General features: G+C 60.0%; 15 protein-coding genes. 7 read left to right on the top strand and 8 right to left on the bottom strand.

Features of this window, described 5'->3' with window-relative positions; genetic code table 11:
* Positions 1-87: 87 nt before the first annotated feature.
* From DW821_RS03230 to DW821_RS03205, 6 genes are all read right to left on the bottom strand, one after another.
* Positions 88-804, bottom strand: a complete 717-nt coding sequence (locus DW821_RS03230) for a DUF554 domain-containing protein (protein WP_199572790.1) — start codon at positions 802-804, stop codon at positions 88-90.
* A 118-nt stretch (positions 805-922) separates the two neighbouring features.
* Complete coding sequence (locus DW821_RS03225; protein WP_118065527.1) at positions 923-2,353, bottom strand: hypothetical protein; 1,431 nt, start codon at positions 2,351-2,353, stop codon at positions 923-925.
* 18 nt (positions 2,354-2,371) lie between these two features.
* Positions 2,372-2,587, bottom strand: coding sequence for a hypothetical protein (locus DW821_RS03220; RefSeq protein WP_147330834.1), 216 nt, complete (start codon positions 2,585-2,587; stop codon positions 2,372-2,374).
* Between the two features lie 49 nt (positions 2,588-2,636).
* A complete protein-coding gene (locus DW821_RS03215; RefSeq protein WP_089573324.1) occupies positions 2,637-3,236 on the bottom strand; it encodes a hypothetical protein in 600 nt (199 codons plus the stop codon).
* 90 nt (positions 3,237-3,326) lie between these two features.
* Positions 3,327-3,836, bottom strand: coding sequence for a hypothetical protein (locus DW821_RS03210; RefSeq protein WP_117803729.1), 510 nt, complete (start codon positions 3,834-3,836; stop codon positions 3,327-3,329).
* Positions 3,833-4,129, bottom strand: coding sequence for a hypothetical protein (locus tag DW821_RS03205; RefSeq protein WP_089573322.1), 297 nt, complete (start codon positions 4,127-4,129; stop codon positions 3,833-3,835). Before DW821_RS03205 ends, DW821_RS03210 begins: the two co-directional genes overlap by 4 nt.
* A gap of 346 nt (positions 4,130-4,475) precedes the next feature.
* Here DW821_RS03205 and DW821_RS03200 point away from each other — a divergent pair, with 346 nt between their 5' ends.
* The 3 genes from DW821_RS03200 to DW821_RS03190 are packed head-to-tail and all read left to right on the top strand — an operon-like array spanning position 4,476 to position 8,101.
* Positions 4,476-6,077, top strand: a complete 1,602-nt coding sequence (locus DW821_RS03200) for an FAD-binding oxidoreductase (RefSeq protein ID WP_117736797.1) — start codon at positions 4,476-4,478, stop codon at positions 6,075-6,077.
* A gap of 2 nt (positions 6,078-6,079) precedes the next feature.
* Complete coding sequence (locus tag DW821_RS03195) at positions 6,080-6,895, top strand: electron transfer flavoprotein subunit beta/FixA family protein (RefSeq protein ID WP_118065525.1); 816 nt, start codon at positions 6,080-6,082, stop codon at positions 6,893-6,895.
* Complete coding sequence (locus DW821_RS03190) at positions 6,896-8,101, top strand: electron transfer flavoprotein subunit alpha (RefSeq protein ID WP_117736799.1); 1,206 nt, start codon at positions 6,896-6,898, stop codon at positions 8,099-8,101.
* Here DW821_RS03190 and DW821_RS03185 read toward each other — a convergent pair.
* Entirely contained in the window at positions 8,098-8,910 is an 813-nt protein-coding gene (locus DW821_RS03185; RefSeq protein ID WP_118065523.1) for an HD domain-containing protein, read from the bottom strand. The two genes, DW821_RS03190 and DW821_RS03185, sit on opposite strands and share 4 nt — an antisense overlap.
* A gap of 126 nt (positions 8,911-9,036) precedes the next feature.
* Here DW821_RS03185 and DW821_RS03180 point away from each other — a divergent pair, with 126 nt between their 5' ends.
* The 4 genes from DW821_RS03180 (at position 9,037) to DW821_RS03165 (ending at position 12,540) form a co-directional block, all read left to right on the top strand.
* Positions 9,037-9,729 (top strand): AzlC family ABC transporter permease, encoded by a 693-nt coding sequence (locus DW821_RS03180; RefSeq protein ID WP_118065521.1) that lies wholly within the window; start codon positions 9,037-9,039, stop codon positions 9,727-9,729.
* Entirely contained in the window at positions 9,719-10,042 is a 324-nt protein-coding gene (locus tag DW821_RS03175) for an AzlD domain-containing protein (protein ID WP_118065519.1), read from the top strand. Before DW821_RS03180 ends, DW821_RS03175 begins: the two co-directional genes overlap by 11 nt.
* Before the next feature lie 142 nt (positions 10,043-10,184).
* Complete coding sequence (locus tag DW821_RS03170) at positions 10,185-11,207, top strand: 2-keto-3-deoxygluconate permease (RefSeq protein WP_118065517.1); 1,023 nt, start codon at positions 10,185-10,187, stop codon at positions 11,205-11,207.
* Positions 11,208-11,397: 190 nt separating this feature from the next.
* Complete coding sequence (locus tag DW821_RS03165; protein ID WP_158555308.1) at positions 11,398-12,540, top strand: diguanylate cyclase; 1,143 nt, start codon at positions 11,398-11,400, stop codon at positions 12,538-12,540.
* A 100-nt stretch (positions 12,541-12,640) separates the two neighbouring features.
* Here DW821_RS03165 and DW821_RS03160 read toward each other — a convergent pair whose 3' ends face one another.
* Positions 12,641-13,576 carry a DMT family transporter gene (locus tag DW821_RS03160; RefSeq protein ID WP_118065513.1) on the bottom strand — a complete coding sequence of 312 codons (936 nt, stop codon included), beginning with the start codon at positions 13,574-13,576 and terminating at the stop codon, positions 12,641-12,643.
* Positions 13,577-13,602: the final 26 nt, after the last annotated feature.

The following is a 13,602-nucleotide window of genomic DNA, read 5'->3' as shown; positions in this document are numbered from 1 at the left end:
CGCTCCTCCTCTCGAACGCAGCTACGGTGACCTCATATCATAGCACAGCATCAAACAGATGTTCGAGATACCGCTGCGTTGCTAGATTTAGAACAGGAGGGCGTATATGACGGCGATGACGACGGAGGGAAGCATATTGGCCGTGCGGAAGGTCTGAGGACGGATGAGGTTGACGCCGACGCAGAAGATGAGCATGGAGCCTACGAGCGAAAGGCTGTTGAGGGCCGCTGCGGTCATGATGGGGGAGAGCGCGCCGGCAAACAACGTAATCGTCCCCTGGAACACGGTGACGGGCAGGGCGGAGAAGATGCAGCCGCGGCCAAGCGAGGCCGTCATGGTGCAGACGATGATGCAGTCCAGTGCGCCCTTGAGGGCAAGCGTTGACCAGTCGCCGAGCAGGCCGTCCTGAATCGATCCCACAATGGCCATGGCGCCGATGCACACGGTGAGTGAAGTCGAGACAAAAGCGTTGGTAAATTCGTTATCGCCCTCACTGCCAGTCTTGCGCTTGAGCCATTCGCCAAGGTTCTCGATGGCGGCCTCCAAGTTGATGGCCTCGCCGATGAGCGAACCGAGCGCAAATGAGACGATGAGCATGGTGGTACCGGTGGTCGCTAGCGCCTTTCCATCGATGATGAGCATCTTTTGCATGGTGCCGCTCAGGCCGATAAACAGGACGCACAGCCCCGATGCTTTCATGAGCGTGTCTTGGATGCGCGGTGTAATGAAGCGGCCGCCCGCTAATCCCAAAAGACCGCCCGCAACTAAAAGCGCAACGTTGATGATTGTTCCCAAGCCCGGCATGAGCCCTCCTGTATTGATGCCAACGTGGCAATCGTAGCAGAACGAAATGCGAGGCACATCGCGACTCATCTAATACGTTATATAAGTGGTATTAGGAATGATGCGCAGCATTTAAGCCTCAGGTGGTTGTCGGGACATAGGGATAGTAGTCAAAGCGCAGTGTCATAAGCCGCTGTGGGGATTCAATAGCCGCGGCGATGATATTGGCATCGCGGGCACGATCAAACCCTTCGAGTTCGATCTGATACGAGACGTCTTGCATAATGTCCAGACGTCGCCAGGCTAGAAGTGTGTCGCCATCGAATTCCAAGGTCTTGCTTCCGTCTGGGGCAACGGCGTATAGACGCAGTTTAGCGGTGGTTGCAGGGTCGACAACCGTGACCTTTTTAATTTCGTTTCGAGTATTCTTGGCGCCCAACAAGGTGAGCAGTGTTGGGGCCACGACCTCGCCCGATGGCAAAAAGACGACTTCGATGGATTCGGGAAATGCGATGATGGCCGACTTGCGGACGGGCTGATTGGCGGCGGCAACTTCGTTGTTTGCAGCATCGATGACCTCCGTGTGGTCGAGGGCGGCAAGCACGCAGCAGTTACCTTCATCGATCTCCTGAGGATCAGCAAGCCCCAGACTGTCCGCGAGCTCGGGATCGTTTGGACCGGTAGCGGGCTCATTCGGCGCTTCGAAAGAAGCTGGGACGCTGTTTGTCGGCGACGGCGTGTCGCCCGCACCTGCTTCTTTGTCCGTGCTCTCTTCTTGTATGGTTGCGTTGATGGGTTCGTCGTTTGAGGGGAGCGTCTTGGCGTCAAGCGCGGAGGGGAGAATTCCGATGGCTCCGGATCCATTCCACTCCATTTCGAGAAGCGCCGGGTCGGCAAGAATGCGTTGCCTGCTTTGCGCGTGGGCATCGATTTCAATAGGGCCTGCCTCTATCCCTCGTGTAAGGCTGAGTGATCCGGCTGGCTTCTCGAAATGAGCGTCTGTATCTTTGGTGCTGGCGGCGTAGAACAGCAGGGACGTTTCTCCCGCCGCGATGGCATCGGTGCCGGCTTTGGCCAGCCGCAACGATGCCGTGAATGAGAGGGTGGGCTGCGTGTCGTCTGCATTCGCGGCGGCGCAGCCCAGACATATACCGCCTCCTTTCTCGAAAAACGCACCGTCAAAGGCGACCTTCGCTCCGTTCGCCGAGTCATCGACCGAAGCGATGTCGATGCGCAGCTCTAAATTGCATGGATCGCCATCTGCATCGAGCACAACCGAGCGCCACGTGCAGACGGCGCACCCCGCCTGGGAGCCGTTTACCTTGTTCGAACGATTGATATCCACGACTATCGAGCCGTCCGTATTACGACGAAGGCATCCCGAGGTTGAGATTGCGGCCTGTGCAATCGAAAAACGCTTACACGCAATGGCGCTCGACGGATTTGGTGCGGAGCTTAGGGCTGCTGGTAAGGAGTCTGCCATGACGGGAGTCGCCCAAGCGGCGACAGGCGTTCCGGTTGCGAGCGCGCCGCAGAGTGCGACGACGGGCAAAAGGTTCTTCGATGCCATGGGGTCTCCTTAGCTAATTTAGTGCGGCCTATCCGTGTTTTGTTTCTGGCTGTGTTTGATGTGCAGACCGAGGCCGGCGGTCCCCGCGCCTGCTGTTGTGGCACCTACTGCCAAGAGCCATCGTCTGTCGCCTGTCTGCGCCAACGGTTCCTCGCGGTCGCCGCGGTCGAGTTCCGAGAGATCGACCGTCACTTGCGTGGCGGCCTGTGCCTGTTCTTGCTGGGCAAAGGCCATGGCTGGCCCAAACGCTAGGATGCTGACGGTGGCGGCCAGGGCGATAGCCTTATGCCGTGTGCGCACCGGGCTCGACCGTCCAGGTGATCGTTGCAACCTGATCGCCTTCGCCGGTTACGCGGAAGATGTCGCGCGTGACGCGGGCGACGTTTCCGCTTGTCTTGAGCTTAATTTTGTCCGTGCCGCCGGCAATGCCCTGGTAGCCCATGTCGAAGGCTGCATTCTTGGAAAGATCGAGGCCCGTCTCCTGCATTGCGGCGCTGGCGTTCTGGAGTGCGCCGTCGGGGCCGACCTTAAAGTCGATGGAATTCTGCGCGGTTCCGGCCTTGGCGTCGGCGGCAATGGTCCAGGTGTTCATGGCGTCGATCTTCATGTTGGTGACATGGATGCCGTAGGCCGAATGATTGTCGATGGTGGTCGCGTCTTCTGAGGGGCCCTGAAGCGTGCCGTCGGCCTTGGCGACGAAGGGAATAACCGTCGGAACTTTGAACTCTACGTTGTCGATCTCGGTCCTGACCATTACTTTCGTGGTTCCAACGCGCCCGGCTGCCAGAGCTGGCGTCGGGGCGGCGCCCATTGCGAGCGCGAGCGCGAGCCCTGCGCCCACGACGAGCGCTCTGGCTCCGTTCATGTTCCTGGTGATGTCCATGGTCGTTCCTTTCTATTCGCCGCGGGCCGTCCCCGCGATGATTGGACGAATGCTGGTGAATTGCGTGCGGTGCCGCGTCGGCCGAAAAAGCTAGTTCTCGGCTTGCTCAACCCGTACCCTGACACGTGTCGGATTGCCGTGGCTGTCGAGGGTCTTGGCATCGAGTGCCTGGATCTCGATGTATGCCTCGCCTTCTTTGATGTCGCCGGCGGGGCACGTCTCGATTGTCTTGCCGGTCTCGACCACACCGGATTCGTACATGGTCTCGTCGTTTTGGATGACGCGGAATCGCTGGGGAAATTTATTGTCTTGGACGTTTTGCACGTTGACGCGCAGCTTGCCGTCCTCCTGTAGCTGAGCGACCGGCGCGACCGAAATCGTCATCATGTTGTCGCGGACGATGGCATCGAGCTCATCTTGGATTTCTTGTCGCGATTTGCCCTCTGCCGTCGTGACTGAGGCGCCCGCTTCGGGCACGGGCTGCGACTGCCAGGCGTATAGCCCTACGGCGATGAGGGCGCAGACGATAGCCAGGCAGACAACGACGAGTTTCTTGCGACGCCCCAGTCCTGCGAGGCGGGGCGGCTTCTTCGCACTCATGCGGCGTCCTTGGTGGTGTAGACACGTGCGAACGTGGACGGGTCCGCTCCAAAGAGCATGTGAAGCATCAGGCGGCGCGAGTAGATGAGCTCGTCAAAGTCGTGAGGGAGCTCGATGTCGTGGATACGCGCGATGTGGTGGGCGAGCGCCGAGAACGACTCGGGGTCGCAGATAACATCGGTGGTGACGTGGTAGACCGCCGTATCGGGGAACGCCTCTTCGTCGAAAGGCAGGAGATAGGGATCGTCGTCGACCTCGATGGCGACGCCGTACTGGGGCCAGTAATATGCCATGGGAACCTCCCTGCTTCTGGGGCCAAAACTTCTATCGGTTTTGGTTGTCGACGCCGACCGTATCAGCCGCTACTTGACCAATTTCTGACCAAATGCTTGACGGATTGACATCTCCGCAGGTAAAAGGTGGAAAAAAATACTTCAACTTTTTTCGAGCGACAATCGAGCGGTCGGCGACGGCGGGGCGATATGTGTCAAAAGCATCGTCTGCCGAGGAAGCCTTGCCGTTCGCCGAATTGCACAAACGTAAAAATCGCCAATTATGGAGACGGTCTCGAACACGTCGACGAAACGATGCGGTAACATCTCCCTGCAAACACTGTAGTTAGCTAAAGGGGGAGTTCGCGTGTCTGCAACCATTAAACCCTTCACCGATGAGTTCGAAGAGTATGGCCGCGATGAATCTCGTGCATCGGGCGAAGCATCGAGCATCTCGTTTCCGACAACGGAAGACGAGGTCCGTGCCATTTTGGAAACGCTCCATGCCGAGCGTGTCCCGGTAACGGTTCAGGGCGCCCGAACCGGCCTTGCCGCCGGTGCCGTGCCCCACGGTGGGCATATCCTCAATACTTCCCGTATGAATCGCTACTTGGGCCTTCGCCGCGATGAACAAGGCCAATTTCTGCTGCGCGTGGAGCCGGGCGTTGTGCTCTCGGAGCTGCGTAAGCAGCTGAGCAAGAAGGTACTGCCGACCGCTGGTTGGGACCAGGCATCGCTTGAGGCCTACGAGGAGTTCCAAGAGTCCCCCGAGCAGTTCTTTCCCACCGATCCCACCGAGGCATCTGCCTGTCTGGGTGGCATGGCGGCATGCAACGCCTCCGGCGCCCGCAGCTACGCTTACGGCCCCATGCGCCCGCATATCACGGGACTCCACGTCGCGCTGGCTGATGGCGATTTGCTTGAGCTTCAGCGCGGCGAGGCTTTTGCCCAGGGCCGCCACCTGTCGCTCGTGACGGCAGAGGGCCGTACGCTCGAGCTCGATCTTCCCGGCTATACCATGCCCGAGACAAAAAATGCCTCAGGCTATTTCGTTGCGGACGATATGGACGCCATCGACCTCTTTATCGGCGCGTGCGGCACGCTCGGCGTTATCACCGAGCTCGAGATTGCCCTGCAGGCGGCGCCTGCGGTCGTTTGGGGTGTGAGTTGCTTTTTCGATAGCGAGGACAAGGCGGTGTCCTTTACCGATTCCGTGCGCCCTGTCCTGTCCCATGCGGCTGCCATCGAGTACTTCGATGCTGGCGCCCTGGATATTCTACGTCGCCAGCGCGAGCAGTCGACGGCGTTTGCCTCGCTGCCGGCGCTCGACAAAGAGGCCAAGGTATGTGTCTACGTGGAGCTCGATTGCGATGACGAGGCGCAGGCGACCGAGGAGCTGTACCACTTGGGATGGGTGCTGGAGCTTGCGGGCGGCCGCGACGATGCGACATGGGTCGCCCGCAACGAAGTCGATCGCGAGTGCCAGCGGTTCTTCCGCCACGCGGTGCCCGAGAGCGTCAACATGCTCATTGACGAGCGTCGCCGCACCGACCCCACCATTACCAAGCTGGGATCGGATATGTCGGTGCCCAATGCACGCCTTGCCGATGTCGTGGCCCTCTATCGCCGCACGCTGGCCGAAAGCGGGCTTGAGTCTGCTGCCTGGGGACACATCGGGAACAACCATCTGCATGTGAACATCCTGCCGCGCGATGCGCAAGACTACCGTCGTGGTGGAGAGCTCTTTGCCCAGTGGGCTTCCGAGGTCACGGCCATGGGCGGTGCCGTTTCTGCCGAACACGGCGTCGGCAAGATCAAGGCGGGCTTCTTGGAGACGATGTACGGCCACGAGGCCATGGTCGAGTCGGCGCGTCTCAAACTCCAGCTTGATCCTGCCGGCCAGCTGGGTCGCGGCAACCTGTTTACGGAGAAGCTCTTGGATGAACTCGTCCAGAAAGGGGGCGCGTGAAGATGAGTGATTTCCATATGGTGGTGTGCGTCAAGGCGGTGCCCGGAAGCACCGAGGTCAAGATGGACCCCAAGACCAATACTATCGTGCGTGATGGCAAGCAGGCGGTCATTAATCCCTTCGATGCAAGTGCTCTCGAATGTGCGCTAGCGCTGAAGGACGACTTTATCGGCTTTGGCATGGACGTGCGTGTGACGGTGGTGTCGATGGGCATCCCCGCGACCGAATCGCTGCTGCGCGACTGCATCGCCCGCGGTGCCGACGACGCGCTGCTGCTGACCGACCGAGCCTTTGCGGGCGCCGATACCCTAGCCACCACCTATGCCCTCAAATGCGGCATCGAGGCACTCGATGAGGACTTTGACCTGATCATCTGCGGCAAGATGGCAGTGGACGGCGATACGGCCCAGATCGGCTCCGAGCTGGCCGGCGCCTTTGGGGTCCCCTGCGTGACCGACGTGAGCTGTGTGCAGAGCGCGGGATTTACGACGTGTGGCTCGCTGGCGCCCGTTCACGGCTGCGATGCCGGCGAGGAGACGGTGTACCTGGAGATGCCGTGTGCGATGACGACTGCCAAGGAGATTGGCCAGCTGCGCATGCCGAGTATTGCCGGTATTCGCGCGGCCGAGGATGCAGACGTGCGTGTGGCCAGCGCTGCCGACGTAAACGCCGATCCCTCGCGTTGCGGCCTTGCCGGATCACCGACGCAGGTCGTGCGCTCGTTTGTGCCCGACCGTGACCAAACGTGCGAGGCCGTCGAGGGAACGGCGTCCGAGCAGGCGGTAAAACTTGCCAAGATTATTGAGGGGATGGCATAGATGAGCGGGCTGATTATCGATAGCGAAGCCTGTATCGGCTGCGGTCGCTGCGTTCGCGCCTGCGCCTCGGGCGGCATTGTGGTGGAGGGTGAGCGCCCCAATCGCTGTGCCCGCGTAACCGACGGCTGTATCCTGTGCGGTGGGTGCGTCGACGCCTGCCCCGTCAACGCCATCTCGATTGAGCGCGACGAGGCCGCCGGCGCGGCAGACCTTGACGCATATCGAGACATCTGGATCTTCGTGCAGACTGACGAGCACGATGCCGTTGCATCCGTGGCCTTCGAGCTCATGGGCAAGGGGCGCGAGCTTGCCGATGCCCGCGGCTGCCGTCTGGTGGCACTGGTCGGCATGAGCCCCGAGGGCTCACTCGGGGACCTGGAGCATCTGATTTGCGCCGGTGCGGACGAAGTTCTGGTCTGTCGTGACGAGCGCCTGCGTCAGAACGACGCGGAGGTCTACGCCCGCTTGATCTGCGATTTGGTAGCCGAGCGCAAGCCCGAGGCCATTCTGTACGGCGCGACCGCCTTTGGTCGCGAGCTGGCGCCCGGTGTGGCCGTGCGCTTGCAGACGGGCCTTACGGCCGATTGCACGGTGCTTTCGATGGATACGGAGACGGGTCTGCTGCAGCAGACGCGCCCGGCGTTTGGCGGCAACCTGATGGCCACCATTATCTGCCCCAACCACCGTCCTCAGATGGCAACGGTGCGCCCCGGCATCTTTAAGGCGCCCGAGTTTGACTATAGCCGCTCCGGCACGATTGCCCAGGTAGTGCTAGCGGATGACGTTAAGGCCCGTGTCGAGATCTCGATTCCCGCCGAGGAGTGGGGACAGCAGGCCTCAATTGCCGATGCCGAGCGTCTAGTCGTGGTGGGCCGCGGCATCGGCTCCAAGAAAAACCTACCGCTGATGCGAAAGCTTGCCGAGGCTCTGGGTGCCGAGCTTGGCTGCACGCGCCCCGTGGTGGAGGCCGGCTGGCTGGAGTATCGCCACCAAATTGGCCAGACGGGTGTATCGGTCTCGCCCAAGCTCCTCGTGAGCATCGGTGTCTCGGGCGCTATCCAGCATCTCGCCGGCATCGGTGGGGCGGAGTGCATTGTCGCCATCAATGAGGACCCGGATGCCCCCATCTTTGGTGCCGCCCAGTACAAGGTCGTCGGCGATGCCGTTGAGATCGTTGAGGAGCTGCTGGCTCAGCTTGAGCGCTAAGCGCGCGTCAGCCAGTCGCGCATCTCGTCCTTTAGGCGGCTCCAGGTTGCCTGCGTGGCGGGGTCGGTAAAGGGCCGCGTAATGCCAAAGGGCGCGTCGAGCAGGCGGTGGATATCGCCCTGTTCGCGCGCCAGCGCGCGGCTCGCTGGATAGACGAGCTCAAACATAAAGCAGATGAGTCCCACCAGGTAGTCTGCGGGCTCATCGCGCTCATCGCGTGCGACGCAGCGGTGCTCGTCAAAGGCGGTAAGCGCCGGTGCCGAGAAGTGGCTGGCGAGAAATGCGTCCTCATCCACCTTGAGGATGGTCTCGACGGTGCTGTCGGCGATGGTGCGCATAATGTCGATCTTGTCACCATCGCGCACGATCTCGCAGAAGCTCCGTGTACGGGTGTCGAGTTCCGTGGGCAGGCGAAAATTGCTGTGGTGGGCGATGCTCGCGCGGATCAGTTCGTCCTCTGCCGGGTCATCGATAAAGTCGCGGATGCTCGTTACGGCGGGTGCATCGGCGGGATTCTCGCCAAAGAGGACCTCGATGCCCAGCGCTGCATGGCTCATGCTCTCGGCGTCCTTAAAGGTGTCCCAGCGCCGCAACTGCTCAAAGCGGCCCATATCGTGTAGCAGGCCGCAAAGCCATGCCAGGTCAATGTCCTGCGCTGGCCAACCCTGTTCACGCGCCACGGCATCGCATACTTCGGCAACGTGGTACGTATGCTCGATTTTGAGTGCGATGCGTGGGTTGGTGGCGTCGTAGGCGTCGGTGTAGCTTTTGAAGGCCGCGCGCGCCCGGTCTCGATCGATAGCTGTCATAATGACTTCCTAAAAAGTTGTGTCTTTCGATCCGGTGGCAATTGTAGGTGAACTCGGTTGCTGTCGGATGATGATTCTGCCGTGTCGCTACATGCGGCTCGGAGACCTTGTCAGGATGAGAAGCGTATGGTGCTCAAAATCGTTAGAACCGTCTGGCCAGTGATGCTTACCTATGTTGCAATAGGCGCGCCGTGCGGAATGATCATGGGGCAGACGGGAATGGAACCCTGGATGGTCTTTGCTCTGAGCAGCACGTTCGTGACGGGCAGCGGGCAGTTTATGATCTGCAATCTGTGGCTGGCAGGTGTGCCTGCGGCGTCGATCGTCGCGAGCGTCGCCGCAATCTCCTCGCGCTTCGCTCTTTACTCGGCATCGATCGCACCCCATCTGGCGGGCGCCTCGAAGCGTCAGACGCTGGCTGTTGCCGCGACGCTCACCGAGGAGGCATACGGCATCTCGCTTGCCAAGCTGGTTGAGGGGGAGGATTGGGGCCCGCGCGAATCCTTCGTGCTCAACGTGATCCTCATCGCGACATGGGGCGCTTCGTGCACGATGGGTGCCATCGTCGGTGCCGTTGTCGATGTTCCCACCGCTATTGCGAGTTTCGTCTGCACGTCGCTCTTTATCTGTCTACTCTTTTCGCAGCGGCTGTCGCGCGGCAACGTTGTCGCGGCGGTTTCGGGCGCGGTGTCCGTCGCCGTATGCAAGTTTTTGGGCTTCACGAATATTGCCGTGCCGGCAAGCGTCGTGGTCGGCATTGCCATTGCGCTGGCGTGCGATGCTGTATTAGACGGAAGAGGTGCCCGCGATGCCCGTTAACGAGTTCTTGGTTCTGTGGCTGTCGTCGTGGGCCGCTATCGCGTTCTTTCGCGTCGCGCCGGCGTTTGCCTTGCGCGGGAGAACGCTGTCGCCCCGCATTACCGAGGCCCTGGGTTATATCCCGCCCGCTGCCTTTGCCGCGCTGGTCGCCAACGACTTGGTGAGCCCCGGCGCGTTCGACGCGGGACCCTGGCCTGCCTTGGTTCCCTGGATTGCGGCTGCCGGCGTCGTGGCCGTGGCGGTCAAGACAAAATCGATGCTGTGGTGCTGTGTTTCGGGCATCGTGTTCTATATCGTTTTGAGCCTCATATAAGAGCAGGGCACGTTTAGCGCCCCTGTCCAACGAATCGAATTTCTCACCGAGCTGGTCTATTTCTTTTGGTACCATGGTCAAACTTTACTGTAGCAAAGCGTGACGTGGGCTTTTGTACCCCGTCAGCGGAAATGGGGGTTTCATGGCACAGGAAGCAACCGCCAACGAGCAAAAGAAATTCAAGGTCCCGCGCATCCCGGGCGACATCATGATTTATCCGATGATCGTCGGTCTTTTGCTCAACACCTTCTGCCCGCAGGTTTTTGAGATCGGCGGATTCTTTACGGCTGCCTGCCGCGGTGGCTCAAATACCATCGTCGCCGCGATCCTGCTGTTTGTGGGCGCCGGCATCAGCTTTAAGTCCACGCCGGGTGCCATCAAGACCGGTATCGTCGTGCTGATCCCCAAGCTGGTCGTCGCAGCGGCTCTCGGCCTGGGCGTGGCATATTGCTTTAACGACAACTTCCTGGGTCTGAGCTCCGTGTCTATCATCGGCGGCATCACGTTTTGCAACATGGCGCTCTATACGGGCATCATGGGCGAGTTCGGCGATGAGTCCGAGCAGGGCGCCGTCGGTATCCTGTTCTTTACGGCTGGCCCCGCCGTCACGATGATCATCCTCGGTGTTTCCGGCCTCGCCAACATTCCCATTGGCACCATTATCGGCTCCATCTTGCCACTCGTTATTGGCATGGTTCTGGGCAACCTGTTCCCGTTTATCAAGAACCTGCTGGTTCCCGGTGCCAATCCCGCGATTGCCGTCATCGGATTTCAGCTCGGTGCGTCCATGAGCCTTTCGAGCTTCATCACCGGCGGCATCTCGGGCATTCTGTTGGGCCTCATCACCCTCTTTATCGTTGGCCCCATCACCTTTGCCTTCGAGCGCTTGTGCGGCGGCAACGGCAAGGCCGCCGTTGCTTGCTCCACCATCGCCGGCACGGCTATGACCACGCCGGTTGCTCTTGCTGAGGTCGCGCCGCGCTATGCCGAGCTTGCGCCCACCGCGTACGCTCAGATCGCCACCGCCGTCATCATCACGGCCATCATGGCCCCGATTCTGACCGGCTGGGTCGATAAGAAGTTCTGCCACGGCGAAGAGGATCTGTCGGTCGAAGGCGTCGAGGCTATTGAGGAGGCCGTCGCGACCGACATCGACGGCGAGTAATCGTCGACGCGAGTCAATCAAGCCGGCGTGTGCAATTCGCGCCGTATGGGCGCCCGAACGAGAGCTGTCTTGCAGTGACGTTCGGGCGCTCTGCTATTATTCCCTATACCCCTGCGGAGTAAAGGGGTGTTTATTGCCCTGATTCGAATTGGGCGATTCTGACCACTTGGGTATTGAAGGGATGGCGCTAGTGGTTAAGGCACTCAAGATTGAGATATTCGTGCTATGCATGATTGTTCTTATCGGGCTTGCCGTGCGAAGTCGTCGCTCCTTGTTCTCGAGCACCCAGCAGCTATTGTTTAGCATGCTTGGCTACACCTCTGCCGCGTACATATTATTCGATATGATCTGGACGCTTTCGGACGGTGTGGACGGCACGTTGGGCATTGCTGCCAACTGGATTTCCAACGCGGTTTCGTTTTCGCTCTTTGCTATCGCGTGTCTCATTTGGTTTATCTATTCCGAGACGGTGCAGGGTTCTCGCCTTTTGACCTCGCGCTATAGGGTGGTGCTTGTAGCGTTGCCTACGGCTCTGGTGGTCGTGCTGGCGTTTACCAGTTACTGGACGCACGCCCTGTTCTATATCGATTCGCAGGGCGTGTATCGTCGCGGCTTTGCCTATATGATCCAGCCCATCGTCAGCTACTGTTACGTTATACATACGTCCCTGCATGCGTTTGTGCAATCTCGCAGGGTCGAGAGCCTGCAGACGAAGGCCATCTATCGAACCTTGGCGTTTTTCGCCATTCCGGCCCTGGTGGGCGGTACCTTTCAGGTCGTATACTCGGTGCCCGGCCTTTGTGTCGGCATAATGATTAGCATGTTGCTGCTCTACATCATCTACCAGGAGCAGCTCATCTCGACCGACCCGTTGACTGGACTTAACAATCGCAACCGTTTTGAGACCTATATGCTGTCGCTCTTCTCAAATGTGGATCAGGCCGAAGATGTATATCTGCTTATGATGGACGCCGACGGCTTTAAGCAGATTAACGATCGCTATGGGCATGTGGAGGGCGACCACGCTCTTCAGGTCATATCCGCTGCGCTCAAAGAAGTCTGCTCGGCGTCTGGCGGCTTTATCGCACGTTATGGTGGCGATGAGTTCGTGGTGCTCCAAAAGGCAGTGGCGGAACAGGATATCATGCATCTGTGCGCGACAATCAACGATGAGCTCGCGCGCGCCGAGGTTCCGTATCTGTTGCGGATGTCCATCGGCTACGCACGGGTCGGTGATGGCGTCGATACCTGGCAAGACTTGCTTCGTGCTGCCGACGCGGAGCTCTACCGCGTAAAGCGCGAGAAGAAGAAAGCCGGCGCCCAGATACGCTAGAAAAAGGGCGCACGCTGGCGGGCGTGGCGGCCCTCGGCTCTCCGATGTACTCCATTAAGCTAAAGCATGTGAACCCCCTCTGCTAAATAGGGGTAGTTCGTTAGACCTTTTTGGGCCTGTTGACAATGATGATGCCGCCGCAGACCAAGAGCAGGGCAACGATGACGGTAACGGGGCTCGTGCCGGCGCCCTCGCCAAGCAGCAGTGCGCTCAGCAGTACGCCAAAGACCGGGTTCATAAACCCAAAGACCGAGACGCGGCTGACGGGGTTGACGGCAAGCAGGCGCGACCACAGCGAGTAGGCGACCGCGGAGATAAGCGCCATGTAGATGATGAGCACGATGGCGGGGACAATCGCCGTGGGGGAGAGCGCGCCACCCATCAAAAAGCCGATGGCGGTGAGGACCAGGCCGCCGACCAAGAACTGCCACCCGGCAAGCAAGACGCCGTCGTGCTTGCGCGAGAAGATGCCGATCAGGCAGGTCGAAAGAGCACCCGCGACAGTGGAGGCTAGGATAAAGCCCTCGCCATCGAGCCTGAAGCCAAAGGTGCCATCTGCGCCCGAGAGGTTGACGAGCGCGACGCCGGCAAAGCCCAGCGCACAGCCAAGCACCTTGGCCGTATTGAGCTTCTCGGTGTGAAATGCCAGGGCGGCAAAGAGGATTGCGAGGAAGTTGGCGCTGGCCTCGATGATGGAGCTCGACATGGCGCTGGCGCGCGAGAGGCCCAGATTGAAAAAGAAGTACTGCCCGATAGTCTGGAAGAGCGACAAGACAAAGATGGGCTTGATGTCGCGAGCCTGCGGAATGAGGGGGCGGCGTTGGGCCGCACTCATCCCAACGATAACCAGGGCGCCGGCAAGCGTGAAGCGCAAGCCCGCAAAGAGCAGCTGCGAGGCGCTATCGTGCGCCGGGATACCAAAGAGTGCGTAGCCGATCTTGATGCAGGGAAAGGCCGATCCCCAGAGTGCACAGCAAACAAGACAGCTCAGGATGAGTCCGGGCAGGGTGGCGAGATACGGCTTGCGGCTTTCCATGATGTCCTTCCTGCATGCGCGAAGCA

Origin of the sequence: Collinsella sp. AM33-4BH, from assembly GCF_003469205.1 — a bacterium.
GTDB lineage: Bacteria > Actinomycetota > Coriobacteriia > Coriobacteriales > Coriobacteriaceae > Collinsella.
The sequence above is the reverse complement of the archived record's forward strand: the minus strand, read 5'-3'. Positions and strand labels throughout refer to the sequence as shown.